The sequence below is a fragment of the Mucilaginibacter roseus genome (assembly GCF_021215455.1).
Classification (GTDB): Bacteria; Bacteroidota; Bacteroidia; order Sphingobacteriales; family Sphingobacteriaceae; genus Mucilaginibacter; species Mucilaginibacter roseus.
On record NZ_JAJPWV010000003.1, the window covers coordinates 716,015 to 742,902 of the forward strand.

At 44.4% G+C, this 26,888-nt stretch carries 25 protein-coding genes; 15 read left to right on the top strand and 10 right to left on the bottom strand.

All coding sequences use genetic code 11. From position 1 onward, the window contains the following. The first annotated feature begins 25 nt into the window (after positions 1-25). The 3 genes from LT679_RS12415 to LT679_RS12425 all read left to right on the top strand — a co-directional run bounded on the left by LT679_RS12415 (position 26) and on the right by LT679_RS12425 (position 3,516). On the top strand, positions 26-598 hold the full coding sequence (locus LT679_RS12415) for a response regulator (RefSeq protein WP_232177912.1): 573 nt from the start codon (positions 26-28) through the stop codon (positions 596-598). A gap of 29 nt (positions 599-627) precedes the next feature. Beyond that, positions 628-1,698, top strand: a complete 1,071-nt coding sequence (locus LT679_RS12420; protein ID WP_232177913.1) for a PA0069 family radical SAM protein — start codon at positions 628-630, stop codon at positions 1,696-1,698. Between the two features lie 279 nt (positions 1,699-1,977). Then, positions 1,978-3,516 (top strand): YifB family Mg chelatase-like AAA ATPase, encoded by a 1,539-nt coding sequence (locus tag LT679_RS12425; RefSeq protein ID WP_232177914.1) that lies wholly within the window; start codon positions 1,978-1,980, stop codon positions 3,514-3,516. A 4-nt stretch (positions 3,517-3,520) separates the two neighbouring features. Here the strand turns inward: LT679_RS12425 and LT679_RS12430 are convergent, their stop codons facing one another. From LT679_RS12430 to LT679_RS12445, 4 genes are read right to left on the bottom strand one after another with little or no spacing between them, the layout of a single operon-like run. Next, entirely contained in the window at positions 3,521-4,744 is a 1,224-nt protein-coding gene (locus tag LT679_RS12430; protein WP_232177915.1) for a PP2C family protein-serine/threonine phosphatase, read from the bottom strand. 58 nt (positions 4,745-4,802) lie between these two features. Then, the gene (locus LT679_RS12435) at positions 4,803-5,978 is read right to left on the bottom strand and encodes an ABC transporter permease (RefSeq protein ID WP_394800144.1); all 1,176 of its coding nucleotides are present in this window, start codon (positions 5,976-5,978) and stop codon (positions 4,803-4,805) included. A gap of 46 nt (positions 5,979-6,024) precedes the next feature. After that, positions 6,025-6,378: a carboxymuconolactone decarboxylase family protein gene (locus tag LT679_RS12440; RefSeq protein ID WP_232177917.1), complete on the bottom strand. Its 354-nt coding sequence runs from the start codon at positions 6,376-6,378 to the stop codon at positions 6,025-6,027. 14 nt (positions 6,379-6,392) lie between these two features. Continuing rightward, on the bottom strand, positions 6,393-7,121 hold the full coding sequence (locus LT679_RS12445; RefSeq protein ID WP_232177918.1) for a copper homeostasis protein CutC: 729 nt from the start codon (positions 7,119-7,121) through the stop codon (positions 6,393-6,395). Positions 7,122-7,261: 140 nt separating this feature from the next. Here LT679_RS12445 and LT679_RS12450 point away from each other — a divergent pair, with 140 nt between their 5' ends. The 4 genes from LT679_RS12450 to LT679_RS12465 all read left to right on the top strand — a co-directional run bounded on the left by LT679_RS12450 (position 7,262) and on the right by LT679_RS12465 (position 10,665). Further along, on the top strand, positions 7,262-7,399 hold the full coding sequence (locus LT679_RS12450; protein WP_232177919.1) for a hypothetical protein: 138 nt from the start codon (positions 7,262-7,264) through the stop codon (positions 7,397-7,399). 137 nt (positions 7,400-7,536) lie between these two features. Then, entirely contained in the window at positions 7,537-9,624 is a 2,088-nt protein-coding gene (locus tag LT679_RS12455; protein WP_232177920.1) for a hypothetical protein, read from the top strand. Continuing rightward, entirely contained in the window at positions 9,621-10,163 is a 543-nt protein-coding gene (locus tag LT679_RS12460; RefSeq protein ID WP_232177921.1) for a leucine-rich repeat domain-containing protein, read from the top strand. Before LT679_RS12455 ends, LT679_RS12460 begins: the two co-directional genes overlap by 4 nt. Before the next feature lie 4 nt (positions 10,164-10,167). After that, on the top strand, positions 10,168-10,665 hold the full coding sequence (locus LT679_RS12465) for a hypothetical protein (RefSeq protein ID WP_232177922.1): 498 nt from the start codon (positions 10,168-10,170) through the stop codon (positions 10,663-10,665). On the opposite strand, the gene cydB is transcribed toward LT679_RS12465, so the two are convergent. Both cydB and LT679_RS12475 read right to left on the bottom strand, forming a co-directional pair. Continuing rightward, complete coding sequence (cydB, locus tag LT679_RS12470; RefSeq protein ID WP_232177923.1) at positions 10,662-11,696, bottom strand: cytochrome d ubiquinol oxidase subunit II; 1,035 nt, start codon at positions 11,694-11,696, stop codon at positions 10,662-10,664. The genes LT679_RS12465 and cydB overlap by 4 nt on opposite strands. 11 nt (positions 11,697-11,707) lie before the next feature. Then, entirely contained in the window at positions 11,708-13,078 is a 1,371-nt protein-coding gene (locus LT679_RS12475) for a cytochrome ubiquinol oxidase subunit I (RefSeq protein WP_232177924.1), read from the bottom strand. 373 nt (positions 13,079-13,451) lie between these two features. Between LT679_RS12475 and LT679_RS12480 the strand changes: the two genes are divergently transcribed. Further along, on the top strand, positions 13,452-14,093 hold the full coding sequence (locus LT679_RS12480) for a phosphatase PAP2 family protein (RefSeq protein ID WP_232177925.1): 642 nt from the start codon (positions 13,452-13,454) through the stop codon (positions 14,091-14,093). On the opposite strand, the gene LT679_RS12485 is transcribed toward LT679_RS12480, so the two are convergent. Further along, the gene (locus tag LT679_RS12485) at positions 14,090-16,984 is read right to left on the bottom strand and encodes a DEAD/DEAH box helicase (protein WP_232177926.1); all 2,895 of its coding nucleotides are present in this window, start codon (positions 16,982-16,984) and stop codon (positions 14,090-14,092) included. The genes LT679_RS12480 and LT679_RS12485 overlap by 4 nt on opposite strands. A gap of 265 nt (positions 16,985-17,249) precedes the next feature. Here LT679_RS12485 and aspS point away from each other — a divergent pair, with 265 nt between their 5' ends. The 6 genes from aspS to LT679_RS12515 all read left to right on the top strand — a co-directional run bounded on the left by aspS (position 17,250) and on the right by LT679_RS12515 (position 22,846). After that, positions 17,250-18,995 carry an aspartate--tRNA ligase gene (gene aspS, locus LT679_RS12490; RefSeq protein WP_232177927.1) on the top strand — a complete coding sequence of 582 codons (1,746 nt, stop codon included), beginning with the start codon at positions 17,250-17,252 and terminating at the stop codon, positions 18,993-18,995. Positions 18,996-19,047: 52 nt separating this feature from the next. Further along, on the top strand, positions 19,048-19,533 hold the full coding sequence (locus LT679_RS12495; protein ID WP_232177928.1) for an FKBP-type peptidyl-prolyl cis-trans isomerase: 486 nt from the start codon (positions 19,048-19,050) through the stop codon (positions 19,531-19,533). Between the two features lie 41 nt (positions 19,534-19,574). Then, on the top strand, positions 19,575-20,882 hold the full coding sequence (locus LT679_RS12500; RefSeq protein ID WP_232177929.1) for an amidohydrolase: 1,308 nt from the start codon (positions 19,575-19,577) through the stop codon (positions 20,880-20,882). Between the two features lie 20 nt (positions 20,883-20,902). Continuing rightward, positions 20,903-21,559, top strand: a complete 657-nt coding sequence (locus LT679_RS12505) for a hypothetical protein (protein ID WP_232177930.1) — start codon at positions 20,903-20,905, stop codon at positions 21,557-21,559. Positions 21,560-21,630: 71 nt separating this feature from the next. Further along, positions 21,631-22,263: a hypothetical protein gene (locus tag LT679_RS12510; RefSeq protein ID WP_232177931.1), complete on the top strand. Its 633-nt coding sequence runs from the start codon at positions 21,631-21,633 to the stop codon at positions 22,261-22,263. A 13-nt stretch (positions 22,264-22,276) separates the two neighbouring features. After that, entirely contained in the window at positions 22,277-22,846 is a 570-nt protein-coding gene (locus LT679_RS12515) for a thiamine pyrophosphokinase (RefSeq protein WP_232177932.1), read from the top strand. Between the two features lies 1 nt (position 22,847). Here LT679_RS12515 and LT679_RS12520 read toward each other — a convergent pair whose 3' ends face one another. Next, positions 22,848-23,042 carry a hypothetical protein gene (locus tag LT679_RS12520; protein WP_232177933.1) on the bottom strand — a complete coding sequence of 65 codons (195 nt, stop codon included), beginning with the start codon at positions 23,040-23,042 and terminating at the stop codon, positions 22,848-22,850. Between the two features lie 193 nt (positions 23,043-23,235). Between LT679_RS12520 and LT679_RS12525 the strand changes: the two genes are divergently transcribed. Beyond that, on the top strand, positions 23,236-24,333 hold the full coding sequence (locus LT679_RS12525; protein WP_232177934.1) for a DUF6515 family protein: 1,098 nt from the start codon (positions 23,236-23,238) through the stop codon (positions 24,331-24,333). A 122-nt stretch (positions 24,334-24,455) separates the two neighbouring features. Here the strand turns inward: LT679_RS12525 and LT679_RS12530 are convergent, their stop codons facing one another. Together LT679_RS12530 and LT679_RS12535 are read right to left on the bottom strand one after the other, a co-directional pair. Continuing rightward, a complete protein-coding gene (locus LT679_RS12530; protein ID WP_232177935.1) occupies positions 24,456-25,418 on the bottom strand; it encodes an AAA family ATPase in 963 nt (320 codons plus the stop codon). A gap of 5 nt (positions 25,419-25,423) precedes the next feature. Then, positions 25,424-26,812 (bottom strand): peptidylprolyl isomerase, encoded by a 1,389-nt coding sequence (locus LT679_RS12535; protein WP_232177936.1) that lies wholly within the window; start codon positions 26,810-26,812, stop codon positions 25,424-25,426. Positions 26,813-26,888 lie beyond the last annotated feature (76 nt).

Here is a 26,888-nt window from a genome sequence, read left to right on the forward strand (position 1 = left end):
ACTTTTTAGAAGCGGAATAGTTTCTATGATAAACAATCTACCGGGCTTCAGTATACTGTTTGAAGCTGGTAACGGCGAAGAGTTTACCCGAAAAATTTCGCCCAAAAACAAACCCGAGATTGTTCTGCTGGATATAAACATGCCCGTAATGGATGGCATTGAAACCGCTAAATGGCTGCGCGCCAATTACCCGGATGTTTGCGTTATTGTATTATCCATGTTTGAAGACGCGGAGAAAGTACTCGCAATGGTAAAACTGGGCGTTAAAGGTTATCTGCTTAAAGATGCTGAACCTGCTGAATTTGAAACCGCTTTAAAGCGGGTTGCAGATGGTGAGGTATATTACCCGGAATTTGTTACCCGGCACCTCATCAATAATTTTAACGAAGAGGCAGCTAATGTAAAGCTCAACACCCGCGAGCTTGAATTTCTGAGGCTTGCAGGTACCGAGCTCACTTATAAAGAAATTGCCGACCAGATGTGTGTTAGCGTACGTACAGTTGATGGCTACCGCGATCAGCTTTTTGAAAAACTGCAAATTAAAAGCCGGGTGGGCCTGGTTTTATACGCCATAAAAAATAAGATGATTGAATTGTAATTTGCTAATTTTATTAGCAAATTTGTGCAATGGCACATGAGGATAATCCGGATTTTTTTAAGGGCAGGGGCGCACAGGTAAATACCCACAACAAATTTTTAAAAAGCAAATACGTACTTGAACATATTGAAGGGCTTGATGAGCCTTTACTCGGGAACACAGCAACACAGCTATATGAGGAAACACCCAAAAAGATTGTAAGCGAATCAAACAGTCCGGACCTGAGCCATATGCATTCCATAAATCCTTACCAGGGATGCGAACATGGCTGTATATACTGTTATGCCCGCAACAGCCATGAATATTATGGCTTTAGCGCGGGGCTCGATTTTGAGCGTAAGATCATCGTAAAACGTAACGCGCCCGAACTGCTCGAACAATACTTCAACAAAAAAAACTATGAGCCGGTGTGTATCGTGCTATCCGGTAATACCGATTGCTACCAACCCATTGAGCGCAGGCTGGGCATAACCCGTCGCCTGCTCGAGGTTTTTTTAAAATACCGCAACCCGGTTAGCTTTATCACAAAAAACAACCTCATACTGCGTGATATGGATATTCTGGCTGAAATGGCCAAGCTTAACCTGGTGCACGTGAATGTTTCGATCACCTCGTTAAAAGAAGACCTGCGGCAAAAGCTGGAACCACGAACCGTTACCGCAACAGGTCGGTTGGCGGTAATTCAAAAACTCTCGCAAATAAACGTGCCGGTAAGGGTAATGGCCGCGCCGATCATCCCGGGTTTAAACAGTAACGAGGTTCCCAATATTATTAAAGCGGCTGCAGACCGAGGTGCTGTATCTGCAGGGTTTACGGTTGTACGGCTCAATGGCAGCATTGCCGAGATTTTTACCGACTGGATACAAAAAGCGTTTCCCGACCGTGCGGAGAAAGTGCTGAACATGATACGCTCATGCCACGATGGGCAACTGAACGACAGCAACTTTGGCCGCCGCATGAGCGGCGATGGCAAGATAGCCGAATCCATCCACCAGATGTTTCGCATGGCCTGCAACCGCTTTATGGCCGGTCGGGAGATGCCGCCCTTTGATTATTCGCTTTTTACTCCAAGGAATGGTAAGCAGACGAGTTTGTTTTAGTTTTAAAAGTAATTGTGATTTACAACTTATTCTTGTACTGAACTTCTTTTATTCGCATACGAGAAGCAAATGTAACATGCTACGCCTACCCGGTAAAAAGCTTTGCTTCAGCATAACCAGTGGTATTCCAGGCGTTACTGATTGCGGTAGTGGTGGTTAATTGCAGTTTTACGCTTGTTATTAACTTTTTCCGTAATTTGCAAGCTTAATTCTAAGATCAATCACATTTCCGCCTGAGATTAAAATTAGATATCTTTCCACTGAAAAACTTTATTACACGTGTTAGTTAAAACTTTCGGTAGCGCTGTGTATGGCATTCAGGCCATTACTATAACCGTTGAGGTGAATATAGCGCCCGGTACAAAATATTTTATTGTAGGCTTGCCCGATAACGCGGTCAAAGAAAGTTACTATCGTATCGAATCGGCATTAAAAAATTGCGGTTATAAAATGCCGCGCCAGCAGGTGGTGGTAAACATGGCTCCGGCTGATATACGTAAGGAAGGTTCGGCGTATGACTTAACAATTGCCACAGCTATTTTAGCTGCTTCCGGCCAGATAGAAACGGAATTGTTAGACAAATACCTCATTATGGGTGAGCTTTCGCTCGATGGTGGCTTGCAACCTATAAAGGGTGCATTACCCATCGCCATACAAGCACGTAAGGAGGGTTTTAAAGGGTTTATACTGCCTAAACAAAACGCGCGCGAAGCCGCCATTGTGAATGAGCTTGAGGTTTACGGCGTAGAAAATATACGCCAGGTAGCCAGCTTTTTTAATGGCGATGAACAGCTTAGACGCGAGGTAGTAAATACTCGCGAGGAGTTTTACGACAGCCTTAGCAATTACGACAGCGACTTTAGCGATGTACGCGGGCAGGAGAATATCAAACGAGCGCTGGAGATAGCCGCAGCAGGTGGCCATAACGTGATCCTGATCGGTCCGCCGGGAGCGGGTAAAACCATGCTGGCCAAAAGGCTGCCATCTATTCTCCCTCCGTTAACCTTGCATGAGTCGCTGGAGACCACCAAAATACATTCGGTAGCAGGCAAACTTTCAACCACAGATGCATTGGTAACTATAAGGCCGTTCCGCTCACCGCACCATACCGTGAGCGATGTTGCGCTGGTTGGCGGCGGCGGCAATCCGCAACCGGGCGAGATTTCGCTGGCGCACAACGGGGTATTATTTTTAGATGAATTACCTGAGTTTAAACGCAGCGTACTTGAAGTAATGCGCCAGCCGCTTGAAGAACGCCGCATCACCATATCACGAGCTAAGTTTACGGTTGACTACCCATCAAGCTTTATGTTGGTTGCAAGCATGAACCCCTGCCCGTGCGGCTACTACAATCACCCTGAAAAGGAATGTGTTTGCCCGCCCGGTACCGTACAGAAATACATGAGCAAAATATCGGGGCCATTGTTAGACCGGATAGACCTGCACGTTGAGGTTACACCTGTAAATTTCAGCGAGCTGGCGTCAGATCGTGTGGCAGAACATAGCGGAGACATTAGGGAGCGGGTAATTAAAGCGCGCGAAAGGCAGATTGAGCGCTTTGGCAATAAGCCCGACCTGCATGCCAACGCGCAAATGAGCCCACAAATGGTGCGCGATATCTGTAAGATAGACGCCGCCGGGCAAAACCTGCTTAAAAAAGCCATGGAAAAGCTCGGCCTTTCTGCACGTGCTTATGACCGTATACTAAAAGTAGCCCGCACTATTGCCGATCTTGCGGGCAGCGAAGAAATACTACTTGAACATTTGGCAGAGGCTATACATTTCCGCAGTTTGGACAGGGAAGGCTGGGCCGGATAAAAGGTTACTTAAACTTTAACGTCAACACCGTAATATCGTCAATTGGCTTGGCTTTTACGTTATTATCAATGTGGTTAAGTATTGCCTGATTAAACTTTTCGGCAGTGAGTTTGCCGTTCTTTTTTACACAGGTCATCAGGCGCTCTTCATTCCATATTTTGGTTGTATCGGTCTCCCGGTCAAGCAGGCCATCGGTATAATTAAATATGAGCGCTCCGGGTTCAATTTGCAATTCGCCCGGGTTTATAAACGGCAGCTCATCAAATGCGCCAATAATGGTTGTCCCCATTTTAAGCTGCACGGCATTACCGTTTGCGTAAAGTATAGCCGGGTTGTGCCCCGCGTTTACATAGGTAAGCTTTCGGGTGCTATGGTTATAAATAGCGATGAACAAGGTGATGAATTTTTCGCCTTTTGTATTACGTAACACTATTTTATTCAACCGCTCAACAATAGTAGGCAGGTCATCCTCTACCGATACCCAAGCGCGCAGGCTGGCCTGAAAGTTGGCCATCAACAGCGCCGCAGAAATTCCTTTACCCGACACATCGGCAATACACCACAAATATTCATGATCGTTTACCTGGATAAAGTCAAAGTAATCTCCCCCAACGTTTTGATGCGGCAGATAGCGGGCGCTCAAATCTATATGATCATCGGCATATCCTTTAACCGGTATCAGCATGCTCTGCATCTCAGCCGCCAGTTCCATTTCGCGCTGCAAACGTTCAGACTCGAGCCTTTGTTTAAAAAGCTTCTTGTTCTCAAGCGCCACTAACACCACGTTAATAATGGTTTGCATAAAGTTGATGTCGTTACTCACCATATCATCGGGCGAGTTAAAATCACCAATAAGGGCGTAAGCTATGGCTTTATTTTTTTGGTAGATCGGGATAAAAAAGTCGTAGGCCTCCAATATCGGATGGCTTACCCCTTGTAAGGCCGCCGGTTCTTTTATCTTCTTTAAATGTTTGCAGGCTTTGTAAAGTTCGCCGGTTGGCTCAAATTGCCCGCCATATTTTGAGATGCAGATGTAGTTATTACCCTCAGCTATTAAAAAACGCAGCTTACCTATCTGCAGATAGTTACGACAAATAACCTCGAGCATCTGTATGAGCACAGGGGTAGCAATATTTTTATTGATAGCCCGGGTAAGCTCTAATAACGAGTTTAACTCCGACTGCCTTTTAAGCAGTAATCGTATAAGCTCATCTTCCCCTGAATTCATCTCGCTTGGCGGCATACTTATTACTAAGGGTGTAAAGCTAAAATATAAAATATATCATTTATACCCGAATATTCTGCGATTTTATGTCGAAGGCATCGCGCAAGCCGGTAGTAAGTACGTTAAAAGCGAAAACCGTAAGCATAATAGCCAGGCCCGGAATTATGGCCAGATAAGCTGCATCCATGACGATGTAGCCATAGTGTTCCTTGATCATGCCGCCCCAGGTAGGCATGGGCGGCTGCGCGCCAAAACCCAGAAAACTCAGGCCCGACTCGAGCAGAATGGCCGAAGCAAAGTTAGATGCCGCGATAACCAGCACCGGCCCAGATATGTTGGGTAAGATATGCTTAAATATAATACGGCGATTGGTATAACCCAAAGCGCGCGCCGCCTCAACATACTCCATTTTTTTAACGGCCATTACCTGCCCGCGTACCAGCCGCGCAACCTCAACCCACATGGATAAACCAACCGCTACAAATATTTGCCATAGGCCTTTCCCTAACGCGAAAGATATGGCGATAACCAGCAGCAACGCCGGTAATGACCAAAGTATATTCATCAGCCAGCTTAGTGCGGCATCAACCCAACCACCAAAATAACCGGCCGCGGCACCAATTAATACACCGATAAAGAGGCTGATCATCACCGCTAAAAAACCCACGGCTAATGATACCCGCGCACCCAAGATGATCCTGCTCAATACATCGCGCCCGTAAATATCACTGCCTAAATAATAAGTGTGGCGGCTGATCTGCTTGTTAACAATTTCATCCCGAATCCGCTTATAAATAGCCTCGCCCGATGTAACCGCCATTTGTACACCACCGGGTTTTATGTAGCTTATCGAATCATTTTTATAAGATGTCTTTTTGCCGGTGAACACCTCAAAAATGTTATAGGCATGTTTTTCAGGAGCATCTTCATCGCCTATGTATTCATCAATATAGATAGAATCCGCTTTGAAACGATAAGATTTTATAGGCACTTCGCGATAAGCGTTGGGCTGGCCAAAAAGCATTTTGTTGATGAGGCTTACGGTATCTACTTTATCAGGCTTACGGATACGCAACACCGTATAACTGGCCCCGGGATGCTTTACACTTAACTGTACCGACATGTTATTAGCCAGTGGTGTATCATCAGGCATGATTAAATATCCCAGAGTTGCCAGAATAATACTGAAGATAATAAATACTAAACCACACGCGGCCAGTTTGTTTTGCCTCAGCATAGCCCGCACACGCGATATGGTTGTACTTTCTGCCAATATAAAAAGCTTAAACGGTATGCTGTTCGTTCAACTCGTCCCAATACTCCACCGCACGGCGGTAATGTGGTATTACAATTGAGCCGCCCACCAGGTTAGCTATCATGAAAACCTCGTTCATTTCATCGTGCTTTACACCTGCTTCGTAACATTTTCCGAGGTGATATTTTATACAATCATCGCAACGCAAAACCATGGAAGCTACCAAGCCCAGCATTTCCTTGGTTTTAACATCCAGCGCGCCATCAGCATAGGTGGTGGTATCGAGCGCGAAAAAGCGTTTTATATTAGTATTGGCCGTATCCATAATACGGTCGTTCATTTTTGTTCTGTAGTCGTTAAAATCGTCAATTAGCTTGCCCATCTGTATATATAATATTAATTGTTGTTTAATATGGCCACCATACTGGCAACCTCATTTTCATCGGCAATATAAACGTTGCCATAATCGCTTATTTGGGTGTTAATATAAGTAAGCGGGTTTGGCGCTACTACGCGTGCCGACGAATGGTATTGCGTTGCATTACTCTGCTCTATAAGCTTTTGCAGGTTAGTGGACTTCACACCCGCGCCCGGCATTATAATAATGCGCCCGGCAGCCTGATCTACCAGTTTACCCAGCAGTTCACCGGCATCCGGCGCCGCGCTGGCCTGCCCCGATGTGAGTATGCGTTCGCATCCGCAGGCAATAATATCTTCAAGTGCTTTAAAAGGATCGGGGGTACCATCAAAAGCACGGTTACAGGTAACACCCATAGGGCCTGCCCATTCCACAATACGTTTAAGCCACTCGGTATCAATTTCGGCATCAATGGCTTGTGTGCCTACCGATATACCGTTACAGCCCAACTCTCGGCAAAGCTCGATATCCTTTTTGATGATCGCATATTCCTCGTCGCTGTAATAATAATTGCCTGAGCGTGGCCGGATGATGGGGTAAATGTCGATACCTATACTTTCGCGTGCCTGACGGATAGCGCCATAGCTTGGCGTAGTGCCGCCTTCAATCGGATTATCACAAAGTTCGACCCGAACTGCCCCGGCACGTTCAGCTATAATGCACGATTGTACGTTGAACGCGCATACCTCTAATACTCGTTTAGTCATAATGTTTTTCGATTGACTAAAGATAGCGGTTTTGAGATTGGCGGGTTGTTAAAAATTAATGTCTGAATTTTTCGCTAAAGTTATTTTGCATGAACGGTTTATTGTTTTTATCTTTCGCATAAATTAACCTATAGCCTTTCATGAAAACAACTAAACCTTTTTTAAGCGGCAGCATCGCCTTGCTGTTGCTTTTAACCAGCATTTTTATTTACAGTTGCCGTAAGATATTCTACCAAATGGAACTACCGCGCCTGCCGATGTCGATCTTAACAAAGTAAAAGCATGGTACCAGGGCAAGTACCCGATATCGGGCAAGCAAACCAATGACGCAGGCGCAAATGGCCAGAGTGACATCAGTCAGATCATTCAGCCGGATTGGGATGCCGCTGACGTTTACCGGCGCGGCGACGATGATGTGATAGAACTATCCGCCGAGTCGGGCGATTATCTGATCGGACTGAACAACTCGGACGGTAAAAGCTATAACCCCAAATACAGCCATAGCTCTTTTGTGTTGCTGAAAAAAGGAGAAGAAGTAACCGCCTACGTAATGACGGTAGTTGCCGATTCGAGCTATATAAACGGCGATATCAGCAAACTTAAAAAGAACACGTATAACCAGCGTGATAAAGACTTTAGCGGAATAGTAATATACTCAACCCCTAAGGGTGAGTTTGTAAGCGGGTGGATTTATGAGTATGGCAATCTGTTGCGGAAAATGAACCGGCAGAAAAAGGTTGACCAGAATAGCACCAGCAGTAGAAAGAAGGTACAAAGTGTAAAAAACAACCTCGTTGAATCATGCACCGCATATGATGTATACCAGGTTTGGTGCGAATGGGGTGGTACGCCCGAAAATCCGTACGAGATATTTAAAGGTTGTACAACGGACTATGTGCGTAGCTACACCGAGTGTATATTAATAGACCAGGGCGATGTTACGATAACCAATCCCGGAGCAGGATCAGGCGGCTCAGGAAGCGGTAGCGGCGGAAGTGTAGGCACGAGTCCGGATCCGTCGCCATGCGTACCAGTAAACGTTTCGACCACAAAGGGAGGCAAAAAAGTCAACCTGGTAAGGCCACCAGATGATGGTTTCCCAAATCCTACGGATCCGGCACCTTGTCCTACCGCACCAACAAAACCAACTAAGAATTATGGGATGGATAAGGATTGCTTAAACTGTAGAATTACATTTGCAAACTTTGAAGAGTTAATAAAAGATCTTCAAAAAGGCGGCTATCAAGTATTCGAGCCGTTTGAAACTGTTTTAACTGACGAAGGAATTGATTATATAGGTAAAGTTGTTGAGATTAAAGATAGTAACGGCAAGCTAGTAGCTAGTTATTTTACACCTAGTTTCGATTACGCACGGCTAAAAACTGGCATCTATTATTCGGCTGGAGACAAGGGACCTAAAGGCAATAACAGCTCATCCAATGGAAATAACATTAGCACAGGTAGTAACGGCTTATTAATATTACCATCTATACCTGCTCCTAATTTGAGCAATGGAATGATTACTTATATCAACTTAGGTAATCCTAACGGAAATTCAAGTTTAAGACCACCGTTAAATCCATCTTTTGGCTATCCAATAAACGTAAATATTCCTGATGTAGGAACATTTACAATTAATAACATCTTGTTCGATTTAGATGCATTACCAATTTCAACTGCATCTAAAACCGTGGTCAATTCAAATATGACCGCTTACACTTTTGATAATAACCTGCCTGCAGAAAGCTACCCTGTTGATCATCCGGTATCGCAAGCGATCATAAACTACAATATTTATATATACAATGCTTTCAAAGCGAGTAACAATACCTCTGTACGAAATTTCCATCAGACAAGTAAAGGATTAAATGGCACTGATGGTTATGGTAAGGCAATGGGTGCAATCGGGGAAGGATTAATAGCACAAAGGTTACTAAGTATACCATCGTTGACATTAGCAGAAGCTCATGCCGGAGCTAAAGTTGAAGATAATAGAAGTCCTGGAAAAATAATTTTTATCGATTTATTGACAGTCCAGAACCTCCCCGAAGCTGAAGACGGTTATTCTTATATAAATTTGATTTATACTGACTTAAACGGCAATGCTACCAGTAAAAGATTGAGGCTACAAAGAAATTCATCCTCAAGAGTCAATGGAACTACATTAATAAATAAAGGAGTTGTAGCTTATGAAGTCAAAACATATAATCCATCTAATACATCTGAAGTATTGTTTAAAAGTTTTGTAGAAGGAATACAACAAACTATTCATCGGGCATTTCTAAGAAATGTGACAGCGGGCGTATTGGTATTTGATAAAGACAGCTTTCAAAAACTTTATAACTCACCGTATAAGTCACGAGTAGACGCTATTTTATATAAAACACAAGGGATGAAAAATATAAACAATGAACAAGCTGTATTTATTAGATTAGAAAAAAACCTCTGGTCAGAGTCTAACAAAGCCTATCATGCCCTAATAGATAAAGTTAAAATATTATGAAAAAGTATCTGATTCTTTTGTCAATTGTATTATCCATAAACTTTAGCAAGATCAAAGCGATGAACTTTCAAGACACCGTATCCTATTATACATATGATCAATTCAAAGAATTGGCTCTAAATGATTCTACACTTAAATTTATACCTGCAAACGTTAAAACTTTACATATACAAAATGAAAACTTTGTTTTCCATCCGCCGTGGTCTGTTGAACAAGATTTACCGGATGGTGGGCTTTACTTTGAATTCTTAAAAAATATTTCTGATTTAGAGCGATTGGAAGAGATCAGGCTAATCAAGCTGTTTGTAAAGGATTTGCCTCAAAGCTTTAAAAAGCTAACAAAACTTAAACGTTTAGGAATTTGCCTAAGCAAAACCGCTGATATTGAACAGATTCTTGAAACTTTAGAAAAGATGCCCTCTTTGAAATATCTTGATATTTATGGTTCACGGCTCTTAATTGAGCAGCAAAAATACATTATAAAAAGGCTTTCAAAGAGTGGAATTACGGTAGACGATTCTTTAATAATAGGGGGATAACTAAATGGAATTTGAACATCTGAAACCAACAGCTAACTTTAAACATTACGAAAAGTACGCAGACTTTGTAAAGCTTGCTGAAGCTGACACGCAACTAACTTTTCTACCCAATGACATTCAAGGCCTTTACATTGAAAATGGCGAAAATACCTACCAGGGACCATGGGGTGGTGATGTAGACATTGCCTATGGAGCGCATTATTTTAAATATTTGGATAAAATTACACATCTAATTGAATTGGAGGATGTAAAACTTATTGGTTTATATGTCAGTAAGCTCCCGGAATCTTTCCTAAATCTCAAAAAATTGCACACACTCGATATATGTTTTGCAAAAAAAACCAATGTGGATGATGTAATAAGAATACTCGAAAGTATGCCTTCACTCAAACATTTAGATATCAACCATTCAAGGCTATCAACCAGGCAGAGGAAGCAGATTAATAAAGCGCTTTCAAAAAAAGGCGTTTTAGTTAACGATTATATATATTTAAGCGATTAATAACTCATCTCATCCAATTCCACCTTACCCTTAAACGTCATGAACACAAAGGTGGTGTAACCTACCACCAACGGTACGCCAATGGCCGCTACGGTAAGCATAATACCTAATGTTTTTTGTGAGGATGCGGCATTGTATACGGTAAGGTGATAGGCGGCATCCTGCTTGGAAAGCAGCATATTCGGGTAAAGCTCCATGGCTACCAATACCATCAGCAAACTAATAGTTACCGCGGATGATATAAACGCGAACATGTATTTACGTTTTGTTATCTGTCGTGTTATATTGGCTATGGCCAGCACCATCAATACCGGCACAAAAAATAGCTCCGGATAACGGCGTATCACGGCTGCCATGTGCGGCAGGTATAGCAGGGTGTAGAACGAAGTAAGCAAAATCATGATCACAAAAAATATGGTGGTATTGCGCACCATTACCGTTAGTTTGGCATACAGACGGTTCTCGGTTTTCATAACCAGGTAAATGGCGCCGTGCATCATTAGCAATGCCAGCGTGGTAACGCCGGTTAATAATGCATAAGGATTTAAAAACTCGGTAAAGCTACCGCGAAAAACATGATCGGCACCCATGTTGATGCCCTGGGTTACATTGCCTAAAACCACGCCTAATAAAAAGGCGATCAGCGCGCTTGATATAGAATAGCTCACATCCCACATTCTACGCCACCACGCCATCGGCTCCTTGCTCCGGAACTCGATAGAGATCGCTCTGAAAATTATCGCCACCAGAAACAGCATAAAAGGTATATAAAATGCCGAGAGCATAGTAGCATATACTTCGGGAAAACCGGCAAACAGTGCCCCGCCGCCAATCACTATCCATACCTCGTTGCCATCCCAAACAGGACCAATAGCGTTAAGCGCTATACGCCGGCTTTCTTCCTTATTAAAAAACAGGTGAAGCGCCCCGGCACCCAAGTCGAAACCATCCAGAATAATATAACCTGTAAATACTGCCCCGATGAGCAGGAACCACCAGGTTTGATAATCAATGCCTATAAATGTTGCCATGTGATGTTTTATTAAAGGGAATCAGCCATTTCAATGTGCCGCGGACTATGATCAATGTTATGGTTATCATAAGGCCCGTGTTTTATTTTTTTATTTAACAGGTAGATGAACAGGATGAATAATATCACGTAAACTACGGTAAATAAAATCAGTGAGAACATAACATGCTCGGCAGTTACCGCTTGTGAAAGGGCCTTTGATGTTCTCAGTAAACCGTAAACCACCCATGGCTGCCTGCCAACCTCGGCACTGTACCACCCAACCTGGTTGGCGATTTGTGGCAGCAGTACCGAAAAAGAGAACACATGCAACAACCATCGTTTTTGAAACAAGGTGCCCCGCCACCACAAAAACGAGGAATACAGCGTTAGCGCTATCAAAAACATGCCGATAGCGATCATGATATGGTATGTTTGAAAAACAAAGTTTACCGCGCCTGGCCGGTCTTCCGGCTTAAAATCGTTCAGGCCGGTTACCGGCGTTTTAAAATCGCCTTTAGTTAAAAAACTGAGGCCGCCGGGTATAGCAAGCCCTTTAGTTTGGTTATTCTTCTGGTCGACATAGCCAAACAAAAACATATCAGCAGCTTTATTACCATCAAAATGCCCTTCTAAAGCGGCCAGTTTTGCGGGCTGGTATTCTGCAACAACTTCGGCAGAGCTATGGCCTACTGCCAGCTGCGCCAACGAAAAAAAGGTGGCGACAGCTAACGCTATTTTGAACGAGATACGCGCGAAATGCGCATGGCGGTTTCGCAGCAAGTAAAACGCACTGATGCTCAATACCAGAAAAGCTCCGGCTAAAAATGACCCTATCCAAACGTGGGTAAGCCGGGTTACCGACGACGGGTTAAACACCATCGCCCAAAAATCCGTTATCTCCGCACGGGCATTTAGGCCTTTGCCTACAATATGATAGCCCGCCGGGGTTTGCTGCCAGGAGTTAGCCACCACTATCCACACCGCCGAAAACATAGAACCCAGTGTTACCATTACGGTAGAAAAGAAATGCACACCTGGCCGCACTTTATTCCAGCCAAACAACAATATACCCAAAAAACCCGACTCTAAGGCGAAAGCAAAAATACCCTCGGCCGCAAGGGCACTACCAAAAACATCGCCCACGTATTTGGAATACACCGCCCAGTTGGTGCCAAACTCAAACTCCATAACAATACCGGTTGCTACGCCGATACCGAATATCAGCGCGAACACCCGCACGTAAAAACGCGCCATCTGCTCGTATATCTTTCGGCCGGTTTTAATGTACAGGCCTTCCATAATGGTCATGATCAAACCGAGCCCTATGCTCAGGGGCGGATAGATGTAGTGGAATGCGATAGTAAAGGCAAACTGAATGCGGGCTAAAATTTCAACATTCATAATGTATTTATTTTTAGGGTGATACTACAGCCAAATGTCGTTACTGAACGTATTGCTTCAATACCCTTGCAACCGCAAAATACAATTTAGAAAGTATACGTATTACAGATTTTTCAAAAACGTAATTGATTTTCTAACAGCGTTTTCGTATTATAATACCCCCTTCTATAAAACAAATCGTAAAACCCGTCGTTATAAATACAGTTGATAAAACGGAGCCATCCGGATATTGCATCCGGGTCAGCTCGATTTTATCAACTATAAATTTGTTTACTCAGTATTCGTTTAATATTGAGGTCAGTTAATAGTTAATTAGAAAATGTCAGATACGCGAGGTATCTGACATTTTTTTTGCACCTTACCCTAACCATATATGCTCGAACGCCGCACACGCATACTCACCTTTACACTTATTGGCCTGATAGCCGGCTTCGTTGTGTTGTCGGTTTTTGTATCATATTTTCCGGAGAGCCATATCGACCTTGAATTTTCAGAGAAAGTACAAAAGTACCGCATGCCGATGCTTGATGTACTGATGAAACTGGTTAGCTATCCCGGCTATGCCTGGATATCGGTTACCATGACAGCCATTATTGCCGTTTTATTCCTGGCGTTTAAGTACAAGAAAGAGGCGCTTTTTACCATGCTTACCTTATTGTCAGGCGTAGTAAGCACTATTATCAAAGCCGCCGTTAACCGTGCCAGGCCTTCAAAAGATATTGTGCAGGTGATTGAAAAAACTGTTCAGCAAAGTTTCCCGAGTGGGCATACCCAGTTTTATGTAGTGTTTTTCGGTTTTATGGTGATTGTGATGCTTACCAAGCGGTCGCTCCCGGCGGTATTGCGTATACCTGTTATTGTAATTTCGTTGGCATTTATATTCATCATTCCCTTTTCGCGCGTTTATTTGGGCGCGCATTGGTTTACTGATGTGCTGGGTGGTTTTCTTTCCGGGCTGATATGCCTTTGGGTTCTGGCCTGGTTTTACCTGCGCAAGCGCGGCGATGCTGTTTAACCCAATATTTCCTTAATATCATCTGCCGAGAGAGATTTGATAAAGCTTTCCTCGGTAGTGATAAGCGAACGGGCGACACTTAACTTTCGATTTTGCAGGGCTAATATCTTTTCTTCCACAGTATCCTTGGTGATGAATTTATAGATGAACACGTTTTTGGTTTGGCCGATGCGGTGCGTACGGTCAATAGCCTGTTGCTCAACTGCTGGGTTCCACCATGGGTCTAAAATGAACACATAATCTGCCTGGGTAAGGTTGAGCCCTACGCCGCCCGCTTTGATCGAGATCAGGAAAACGCGTGTTTTTTCGTCTTCCTGGAAACGCTTAACCACATCGCCGCGATTTTGCGTGCTGCCATCCAGGTACACATGCGGCACGCCTTGCTTTTCCAAATGCTCGCGGTACAAGGCTAATTGTTTAACAAATTGCGAGAAGATGAGCACCTTGTGCCCGCCATCCAAAACGTTGGCCAATGTATGCACCACATTCTCGAACTTACCCGAATCGCCTTCATAATCTTGATCTATCATGATCGGATGGTTCGCAATCTGCCGTAACTTGATCAATCCTTGCAGCACCTGTATTTGCTGATTGGAGTACGTACCATCCTCAATACTTTTCAGCAACTCATTGCGGTATTCTGATTTTATCTTTTCGTAAACCTCGGCCTGCTCCTCGCTCATTTGGCAATAAAACAAGTTCTCGGTTTTTGGCGGCAGCTCGGTGGCCACCTGCTCCTTGGTTCGGCGCATTACAAAGGGCTTTATCAGTGCCTGCAGGCGGCGGGCTTTTTCCTCGTCCTTCTTCTTCTCAATCGGCGTAACAAACTCGTTCTGGAAAAATTGCTGCGTGCCTAATAAGCCGGGGTTGATGAACGACATCTGCGTCCACAAATCATTTACGGAATTCTCTACCGGCGTACCGCTCAATATCAGCCGGAAGCGTGACTTTAATTGCTTAACCGCCTGGTACGATTTGGATGACGGATTTTTAATATTCTGGCTTTCATCCAATATAACATAATCGAAAAAATAGCTTTTAAACAATTCGATGTCTATACGACTGATACCGTATGTGGTCACAATCACATCGTAATTTTTAAATACCTCCGGCGATTTGTAACGAAAAGTACCTGTATGCACCATCAAGCGTAGCTTAGGGGCAAACTTGCGGGCCTCATTAAGCCAATTATATATCAGCGAGGTAGGCATAATCAGCAGCGATGTACTGTGCCCACCTTCGCCCTCAACATCTTCTTTATGTTTTTGCAGCAGCGCCAGCGTTTGTATGGTTTTACCTAAACCCATATCATCTGCCAGGCATCCACCAAAATGAAAGTCCTTTAAAAAATGGAACCAGTTATATCCTGCCTTTTGGTAAGGGCGTAATACACCGGCAAAATCAACCGGCATGGGTACATCTTCCAGTGCCTCAAAATCGTTAAGGCGCTGTAGCTTACGCGTCATGGCCAGGCCGGCCATTTCGCCATCGGCCAGTTCACTTACCAGCCCTAAATGATGACGGCGCAGTTTCAGGTCCTCACCGCCCTCGCTAAAGTGCAGCAGGTTGCCGTATTGCGAAAACCATTTTTCGGGTATTACCGCAATCTCACCTGATGGCAGTACAAACTCACGCTTATGGTTAAGTATATGGTTTTTAAGTTCGATAAACGGAATACGGTAAGGACCGAAATAGACAACGGCGTTAATATCAAACCAGTCGTTATTCTCTTTTATCTCCAGGTCTATCTTGGTATTGCCGAATATGTAGCGCTTTTGTCCATCAGGCTGCTCTATCTCAAACCCCTCTTTAATCAGCTCATTATGATATTCGTTGAGCCATTCAAAAACGGAGAGTGATTGATCGGTATCATCACCCCCATGTGCCACCTCCAGGTTTTGGAACAGCGATGAAGCTGTTTTCAACCCTTTGGCTTCCAGCAGAGCCATCTTGTTACGCTCCCAGGTGGTTGAGCGCTTAATTCGATGAAAAATATAATCATCGCCATTCCTCTCTATCCGCACAGATACATGCCTGCCATCCCCGTAAGGGAAAACATAACCGGCGTATTTAAAATACAACTGTAGTTGCGATGTACCGCCCTCTACATAAATAGGCTTAAGCACCGGCCGCGCATCATATTTTTCAGTGTTGATAGTAAAGCCCTCGGCATATACGTTCTGCTTTTCAATAAGCGGTGCCACAAAACGCTCAAAGTAGGATTGCTCTGAACTCTTTGGTATAGCAATGTATCGCTTATTTAAAAACGGCATTAGCTTTTTACCTTCAATATCCTTATCAAAATAATACAGGGTATCATCAAGCAGCATCCAGGCCGGGTGGTTGCAGATGATCTCGGCACCTTTAAACATGAACTCGATACGCATCCCTTGGTATTTTATGGTTGGGAAGTAACGAATCTCAGTATCATCGCGCCTGAAATGGAACAGTACCGAGGCTGGCTCGCCAGCTATATGCAGTTCTTTTTCGGCCGGATAGCCCTCCTTGCTCATCAGAAATATGGACTTGCTGCGCAACAAGCCCAGCGCCTCTGCCATGCGCTTTTCTATCTTTGGCCGTATCATGTCAAAAAGCTGCTCGTTGAACACCTTGGCGAAAAACTCAAATGGCCGGATAGGTTTTTTATAATAGCGCTTGATAACGTTGCCCTGTTCCATCTCCTCAAGCAGCTTAATCAACTTAAGGTCGGTTTCGTCAATGCAATGGTTAAACTCCTGCGCGGTGTTGCTGAAAAGGCGCTGATGAGTGAGCGAAAATTCTCCGTTCGGATTAAGCTGAACAATGTGCGGTTCAATAACATAGCCCAGGTAATCATGCCTGGCAATGGCATAAATAATTTTACAGGGCTTGGTGCTGTCTACGCGTAACATTGATCTTTCAGGGTAAAAATTAATGCAAGCTACACCAACAAAAAATTCAAACGTAATCAGAATTTCGCTGATTATGAAGTTTTGAAGGTGATTTTTTGAAGATTTTAGGCGATTTTCTTCAGCATAAGTATTCACTATTAAAATATGATTATAAATTGGACAGGATTTGATTGCCGATGCCCGTACGACTGTTGTTATGATACCGAAAAACCTTTTGGCTTTCGGGGCAAAAATGTACTTTTGCTCACTTTAAATAAAACGGGATATGCTTAGAACTCATACTTGCGGCGAATTAAATATCAATAGTTTAGGCCAAACAGTAACCCTTTGCGGATGGGTACAAAAATCACGCGACCTTGGAGGCACTACCTTTATTGACATTCGCGACAGATTCGGCTTAACCCAGTTGATACTCAATGCAGATACTGACGCTGAATTGCGTGAAAAGGCACGCAGCCTTGGGCGCGAATTTGTGATTAAAGTAACCGGCAAAGTACTTGAGCGCACCAGCAAAAACCCAAAAATACCAACCGGCGATATTGAAATTGCCGTTGAGGAGTTAGATATCCTGAACGCGGCAAAGATACCGCCGTTTTTAATTGAGGACGAAACCGACGGCGGCGAGGAACTGCGGGCCAAATACCGTTACCTTGATTTGCGCCGTAACCCTATACGCCAAAACCTGATGCTGCGCCACCGCATGGGCCAGGAAGTACGCAAGTACCTGGATGCGCAGGGCTTTATTGAAGTGGAAACCCCGGTGCTGATTAAATCAACACCAGAGGGCGCGCGAGACTTTGTGGTGCCAAGCCGCATGAACCCGGGCGAATTCTACGCCCTGCCGCAATCGCCGCAAACCTTTAAGCAGTTGCTGATGGTGAGCGGTTTTGACCGTTATTTTCAGATCGTGAAATGTTTCCGCGATGAAGACTTACGTGCCGACCGTCAGCCCGAATTTACGCAAATTGACTGTGAGCTCTCGTTTGTTGAACAGGAAGATATATTAAATATTTTTGAAGGCCTTACCCGTCACCTTTTCAGTGTAGTTAAGGGTATCACTTTAGATACTTTTCCGCGTATGCAATATTCGGATGCTATGCGCCTGTATGGTTCAGATAAACCGGATGTGCGTTTCGGTATGCAATTCGTTGAACTGAATGATGTGGTTAAAGGCAAAAACTTCGCCATTTTTGATAATGCGGAACTGGTTGTAGGCATCAATGCCAAAGGCTGCGCGGGCTACACCCGTAAACAGGTTGATGAACTGACCGACTGGCTAAAACGCCCGCAAATTGGCGCCAGCGGTTTGGTTTATTGCCGTTACAATACGGATGGTACGCTAAAATCATCCGTTGATAAATTTTATAATGAAGATGAACTGACCAACTGGGCAGCTGCATTTGAAGCGGAAGCAGGCGACTTAATGCTGGTACTTGCCGGCCCTGCCGATAAGGTACGTAAACAACTGAATGAATTGCGCCTCGAAATGGGGGGCCGTTTAGGCTTACGCGATAAGGATAAATTTGCACCGCTGTGGGTGGTTGATTTTCCGCTGCTGGAGTGGGATGAGGAAAATGGCCGCTACCACGCCATGCACCACCCGTTCACCTCGCCAAAACCAGAAGATATTGCACTGTTAGATACCGAACCGGGCAGCGTACGCGCAAACGCGTATGACCTGGTGATTAACGGTACCGAGATAGGTGGTGGTTCCATCCGTATCCACGAAAAAACATTACAATCGCTGATGTTCAAACACTTGGGGTTCTCGGCCGAGGAAGCGCAAAAACAGTTTGGTTTTTTGCTTGATGCCTTTGAATTTGGCGCGCCTCCGCATGGCGGGATAGCGTTTGGGTTTGATAGATTGTGCTCCATCTTCGCAGGTTTGGATTCCATCCGCGATGTGATCGCCTTCCCTAAAAACAACTCGGGCCGCGATGTGATGATCGATTCGCCGTCAACCATCGCGCCAGAGCAAATGAAAGAACTGAACATTGCTACAACAAATTAATACAGGCTTGTAGCGTTTTGCTGCATAAATACGTTAGTTGTAAAAAAGATATATGAGCAGATTAAAATACTTATTTGGCACTTTGGCCATAGTAATGATGGCTTTTACAGCTTGTAAAAAGGATGGCGATAAAGATGCATCAAAACAAGCAGATAAGGATGACAAAGATATCCAGGCTTACATCAAAACTTATAACGACACCACCAAAAGCGCAAAAATCAACGCTGTTAAGGACGAAAACGGGATTTATTACGAAATACTAAAAACCGGCACCGGCGCTTACCCTACCGTTAATTCAAACATCAGCATTAATTATACCGGCAAGCTGTTAAACGGTACGCAATTCGACAAAGGGAACACTACTTATCCGCTGGTTGGCTTCATCAAAGGTTGGCAGTTAGGCATACCGCGTATTAATTCAGGTGGGCGCATTTTGCTGCTTATCCCATCAGGACTGGCATATGGCGTAAGCGGCAAGGGCACCATCCCGCCAAATGCGCCGTTGATTTTTGTGGTTGACTTGCTCAACTTCAATTAATCTACCATTTAAACATTATCTTTAAGGCAAAACATTCGTAAATGAAAAAGTTTTGCCTTATTGCTTTCTCCCTGTTATCATTAGCCGTATCGGCCCAAAACACAAAACTTAAAGCTACAGCAGCAACAAAGGCTGAGGCCCTGCAGGCCAAACTCGTTGCCTGGCGGCGGGATTTTCATCAAAACCCGGAGCTGGGTAACCGTGAGGTACGCACATCTGGCATTATAGCCAAACATTTGCAAAGCCTGGGCATAGAGGTCAAAACCGGTATCGCCACAACAGGTGTTGTTGGGATACTAAAAGGCGGTAAGCCTGGTCCGGTGGTAGCTTTGCGCGCCGATATGGATGGTTTGCCCGTTACCGAACGCGTCAACTTACCATTCGCCTCAAAAATAAAAACCACTTATAACCGGCAGGAAGTTGGCACCATGCATGCCTGCGGACATGATTCGCACATGGCGATATTGATGGCCGTAGCCGAGGTTTTATCGTCGATGAAAAAGGATTTGACAGGCACCGTAAAATTCATTTTTCAACCAGCTGAAGAAGGCGCACCTTACGGAGAAAAAGGCGGCGCCGAAGAAATGGTGAAACAAGGGGTATTAACAAATCCTAAGGTAGATGCCATTTTCGGGCTGCACATCAATTCAAGTTTAGAGGTTGGCACCATAACCTGTCGCCCTGGCGGTACCATGGCAGGCGTTAACGATATGCTGATCACCGTAAAAGGTAAATCATCGCACGGCGCTTATCCCTGGCAAAGTGTTGACCCGGTGGTGGTGTCGGCACAGATCATCAGCAGCCTGCAAACTATTGTAAGCCGAAACGTTAATGTAACGCAAAACCCGGCGGTTGTTACTATAGGCGCCATAAAAGGCGGCACCCGATTCAATATCATACCCGAAACGGTAGAAATGCAGGGCACACTGCGCTTTTTTACTGATGCCGATGAAAAACTGATCACCCAAAGGGTAAAGCAAATTGCCGAGAAAACGGCCGAAGCCTATAACGCTACTGCGGAAGTAAAGATACCCTACAGCAACCACTACCCAGTAACATACAATGACCCCGCACTTACCGCCAAAATGCTGCCTACACTGCAAGCTACGGCGGGTAAAAGCAACGTATTACAGGTGCCTCCGGTAACCGGCGCCGAGGATTTCAGTTTTTACCAGGAAAAAGTGCCCGGAATATTCTTCTTTTTGGGCGGAATGCCAAAAGGCGTTAACTCGTTAACCGCCCCGCCACATCACACACCCGATTTTTTTATTGATGAAAGCGGCTTTACCCTCGGCGTAAAAGCCCTGTGCAATTTAACGCTGGATTATATGGCAGCCAAAAGCAAATAGATTTGAAATCCGGATACCAAATGAAAGAATTCGTTACTTTTAAAAAATTCAATGATGCGGCCCTGGCCGAAGATCTGGTGGTTTTGCTAAAAAATAACAACATAACTTATACTGTTGAAGAAGATGCATTATCATTTAAGCCATATTTTGACAACAACGTTGAGTTTGACAGGGATTATTTGATTAAGATACGTGCTGCTGATTTTGAACGGGCCAATGATGTCATTAACCGGCATGAGGCAGAAAACATAACCCAAGTACAAAGCGATCATTATTTATTCGCCTTTACAGATGCCGAGTTGATGGAAGTTATTACTAAAACCGATGAGTGGAGCAACTTCGATCAATTACTCGCAAAAAGAATTTTGAATGAACGCGGAGCGAACCTAAGCGACCAACAAATTACCGAGGCAAAACAAGCGTACATTGATGAGCTTAAAACGCCTGAGCCTAATGCCACACGCCTGATTATTATAGGCTATATATTCGCTTTTTTGTTTGGTGCAATAGGAGCTTACATTGGTTGGCTTATCAGTTATTCAAAGTTAACCCTGCCAAACGGTGAGCGCATCTTGCGATATAAAGAATCGGACAGAAAACATGGGCGGGCGATATTTTGGCTATCCATAATTTGCATAGTAGCTATCATTGCTATCAGAACTTTAAACGCAGGATAATAATTATTAAAAAAACAGCGGTTTCCATAATTACAGGCAATTATATTTGACTAAACCAAAACCAATAAAAAATGAAGATACCTGCCTTAACTAAAGCTTTGTTACTACTGAGCTTTTCAATAGCGATGACAAGCTGTCAAACCCAAACAGCTAAAAAAAACAATTTAAGGCCGACAACGGAAAATGCAACAGCCAATGTGGATAGCACTAACACTGATACAAGCAGCGTTAACAAAGAATTTTTGCCCGTGAACGAAATGCGTATTTGCGGCAAGCTGCCAATGGAGAGCAACGTGCAAAAGCTAAAAGCATTGTTAGGTAAGCCGGATAGCATTATAACACCCGATATGAACAACATTTGCACATCATTTTACGAGCGCAAGTTTGAGCAGTACTATGCCAAAGGTGTAAGCTTTGAAAAGTATGGCGACACTGTAGTGTTTTCGGGCATAGATTTTACCAGGGATCCCAATACTTTTTTGAGCTTTGATGAAGTGAGGTTAGATGGAAAGACTAACATTACCGATATAAAAAAAATGTTTCCGGCAGCCGGAGCTGAGGTTTCCGATGTAAAAACGGCTGACGGCAACTATTCAGGCCTCAGGTTAGCCCTTTCAAAAACAATGAGCGACGATTCGCTATTATTACTTTTTGATAAAAGAACCGGCATGTTAAAAAGTTTGCAATACTATATGCCATGTTAATTAAGAAACACACATGTCATCGCACCATGTAGTACGCGAAAAACAGGAACCGGCCTTGCTGGTGCTTGGCTTAAATACGTTTTCGGACGAGTTACTGGGCCAGTTGTTGGAATGGAGCCCGACGGTTATTGCCACGCCTGACACGGCGGAACAACTACATGCCTATGGCATTAAGATTGACTGGCTGATCACAAATGATGCGCATATACATTTCCAATCAGACGTAAAACTGATGCCCGCCGGGGCTGACGATATAGCTGTAGCGGCGCTTAAATTTTTGGTTACACACGGCTATCCGGCAGTTAATATTATAACCGACGACCTGCAGCTTAAGGACTATGTGTTCTTTGCAGACAAGATTAACCTGGTTATACTGCACGGTACCGAACGTATTTACTCGGTGCAAAGCGGCTTTAGCAAATGGAAGCCTGCCGGGCAACTCATCAGGCTTATATCGCATCCCGGTGAGCTGCATACCAGCGGACTCGAGTCAATAGGCAACGGCTGTTTCAGAACTACGCATGATGGCTTTATTAGTTTGCAGTTTAATTTGCCGCAATTGTTCATAGCGGAAGAGTTATAAATTACAACCCGTATGCTTCCATTGCATCATCCTCTTCATCCCGCTTTTTGGTAGGTTCATCAATTCGGGCCGCTTCATCCTCTTCAATAGCTTCGATAGCGTGCTTTTGCGCATCCGGATTAAACTTTACAGCAGAGCCTTCCTCTTTATTTAAACCACCGTCGCGGTAGTTTAAATCATCATGATTAGTTTCCATACTTCAATAATCTGGTTTATAATTACTTATATAACGATTTATACAGTTATATAGTTTTATTATTAGCCGGCAATTATTGCCTGGGTATGACGGATATAGAGCGCTTTAAAATAATTTAAACCATGTTAAACCGTTTACTTATTTTATAGTCATATATACTATAACAGCGAAGCTGTTAGCTAATAATATTAAGATGAAAAGGTCATATAAAAATTTGCTTTATGTTGCTTTAAGCGGGCTACTTTGCTCGTTTACAGTATTTAGCGCCGACGCGCAACGCGCCGGACGCGGAGGCGGCGGTGGTGGTGGTATGCGTGGCGGCGGTGGCGGCAGCGTAGGCATTTCACGTCCTTCATTTGGCGGTGGTGGCGGTATGTCCCGCCCATCAATGAGCTCAAGTGGCTCACGCCCTTCTTTCAGCGGTGGCTCAAGGCCATCATTTGGCAGCGCGGCACCTGGGCCCCGTATGTCGTCGCCATCAAACAGGCCGGGCGTATCTGGCTTTAGCCGCCCCGACAGCCGCGGTAGCGTGTCGGCAAATGGCAGGTTCAATAACTATCAGGGTAGCCGCTTTAATAATTACGGCAACAGGGTGTACGCTCGCCCTCCATACAACGGACGTGGTTATTACGGCAACCGTTATTATGGTAACCGCTATTATGGCAATCGTTACTACGGTGACCGCTACTATGGCCGTGGTTATTATGGTGGTGGCTTTTATTATCCTTACCGTGGTTTTTATTCATCATACTATATGCCACACATTGGCTTTAGCATAGGGGTGTTACCTTTTGGTTATTACCCATTTTACTGGAACAACGCACAGTATTACTATAGCGATGGTTTATATTACCAACAGGGCACTGATGATCAGTACACCGTTGTTGAACCGCCGGTAGGGGCCGAGATCAAAGAGCTGCCATCAAAAGCGCAGTCCATCGTGATCAACGGTGTTCAATATTATGAATTGAACGGCGTTTACTATCAACCGGTAACTAAAGACGATGGTACTACCACTTACCAGATTGCCGGTAAAGACGGCGAACTGAATACCGATGAAGGCTATAACGAACAATTGCCTTTAGTGGGCGATATAGTGGTTGATTTGCCGCCGGATACCCGCAAGGTTAAGCTTAATGGCGAAAAGCTTTATGTTGACCAGATGGGTGTTTACTATAAGGAAGACCGCGATGCGAACGACAAAAAAGTTTACAAAGTGGTTGGCGTTCCCGAAAATAACAATGATCAGTCGGCTGCCGATAGCACCGGCGACGAAGACGAGGATCAATAAGATTTTAATAGTGATTATATAGTTGAGCGGATGGGCATTTAAGATGTTCATCCGCTTTTTTTATAACAAAGGCGGCTCACCTCATCAGTAAGCCGCCTTTATTTTATGGGTTTAATACAAAGCTAAAAAAGCTGTTGTATAATATCATCATTACTTAGCCCTTCAGCCTCAGCATGGTAACTGCGCACTATACGGTGACTTAAAATAGGCTTGGCTATGGCCTGCACATCTTCAATATCCGGCGAATATTTCCCATTGATTACCGCATGGCACTTGGCACCTAAAATTAAAAACTGCGATGCCCGCGGGCCTGCGCCCCAATTCAGTAAACGCTTTATCTGCGGGGTTGCAAGCTCACCGTTGGGGCGGGTTTTGCCAACCAGCCTTACGGCGTATTCCAACACGTTATCGGCCACAGGTATGTTACGTACCAATTGCTGAAAGTAAACTATCTGCTGCGCGTTTAATATATGGTTAACTTCGCTTTTTATAGTACCTGTAGTGTTTTTAACCACCTGCAGTTCCTCGGCGAATGTTGGGTAACTCAAAGTTACGTTAAACATAAACCTGTCCAGCTGCGCCTCCGGTAATGGATAAGTGCCTTCCTGCTCAATAGGGTTTTGGGTGGCCAGTACAAAAAACGGTTGTGCCAGTTTATGTGTAATACCGGCTGCGGTAACGGCCTTCTCCTGCATGGCTTCGAGCAGGGCGGCCTGTGTTTTAGGCGGCGTACGGTTTATTTCATCGGCCAATATGATATTTGAAAACACCGGCCCGTGGATGAACTTAAAATTGCGGTCTTCGCCTAAAATCTCTGCGCCAATAATGTCTGATGGCATCAGGTCGGGCGTAAACTGTATGCGTTTAAAATCGAGCTGCAGGGCGCTCGCTACGGTTTGTACCAGCAGCGTTTTGGCAAGCCCCGGCACCCCAACCAACAGGCAATGCCCGTTGCTGAAGATGGACACCAGTACATATTTGATCACTTCATCCTGCCCTATAATTACCTTGCCTATCTCGGCACGGAGCTTTTTATAGGCCTGGCATAAAGCTTCGGCTGCCTCAACGTCTGATCCGTATTGCATATTAATTAGTTGGCTTGCGCGGTAGTTGCCGTTGACCAGCCCTTAAGTTGCGGACAAGCCGCGTTCTCGTCGTCAATACGGATGTAGGTTTCCTTACGCTTACGCTCAAACCACTCGCTTATCATACGGTTCATTTTGGCATTGTAAGCCTGTTCCTTTAGTTTCGGAAAGTCCTTTTCAATGCTGGCCTTGTGCGCATCCGTTACCGATTTTAGATAAAGTATCTTATAATTCTTTTTACCATCCTTCTCGGCTAAAAGCTGCGGTTTTGAAAACTCGCCAACCTTCATGGTATCAATCACAAGGGCAACCTGCGGATCCAGCTTGTCGGTAGGGATAAGCGTACTGCGCGATTGTACATCCTCCAGGTTCAGCATCATGCCGCCATTGTACTTAGTATCTTTATTATCAGAGTAGTAGGCTGCCGCGCTTGAGAAGTCGATCGCCTTGTTCTTCTTCATCAAAGTATAAATACTATCCGCCATGTGGCTGGCACGTGTAAGGCTTGCCTCGGTAGTAGCCGGTATAATCAATATATGGCGAACGTGCACCTGTTCGCCGCGACGTTCAATAACCTGCAAAAAGTGAAAGCCATAATCGGTTTCAAACACAGGTGATATTTCACCTGCTTTTAATTTAAACGCGTAGGCCGCAAATTCCTTAACGTAGCTGTTACGGTCGGCAAAACCCAGGTCGCCACCTTCAGCTGCTGAGCCATCCTGCGAGTATAGCCGTGCAAGTGAGGCGAAATCTTCACCTTTTTTTACGCGGGCACGTAAATCCTCTGCCTTTTGTTTGTAAACGGCTTTCTCCTCTTTTGTAAGCTTTGGCTGAAAAACAATCTCGCCAACTTCAACTTCTTTGTTGATGGTGGGCAGGCTGTCCTTTGGTATCTTCTCAAAAAACTCTTTTACTTCCTGCGGAGTAACGTTCAGTTTCTCGATGATCTTTTCGCGCATGCGCTGGGCAATCATCTGTTCGCGCAGGTCATCACGAATTTCATCTTTGTATTGCAGTACTGATCGGCCCAGGAAACCCTCAAGTCTTTCCTGTCCGCCTGCACGCTGTATCATGCCACGCATTCTGCGGTCAACTTCGTTATCTACTTCTTCATCCTTTACCTGCACACTGTCAATAACCGCTTGCTGGCCAAGCAGCTTTTGGCTCACCAGGGTTTGCATAATCTGGCATTTAATATCCGGATTAGGAGTACCACCCTCGGCTTGATAACGGGCGTACTGTAATTCAACGTCCGATTGTAATATCGGGCTGTTACCAACTACGGCGGCAACCTTATCAAGCGTTTGTTTTTTTTGCGCGAACGCGGTACCTGCCATCAGCATTAACCCTAACGCCACATTCGCAATGTTTTTGATATATCTTAATTTGCTCATTCTGTATCGGATAGCTATCCTTAAAAAAACACGAATTTCGGTAAAAAATTGTTAATTACCGCGTTTAAATAAATAT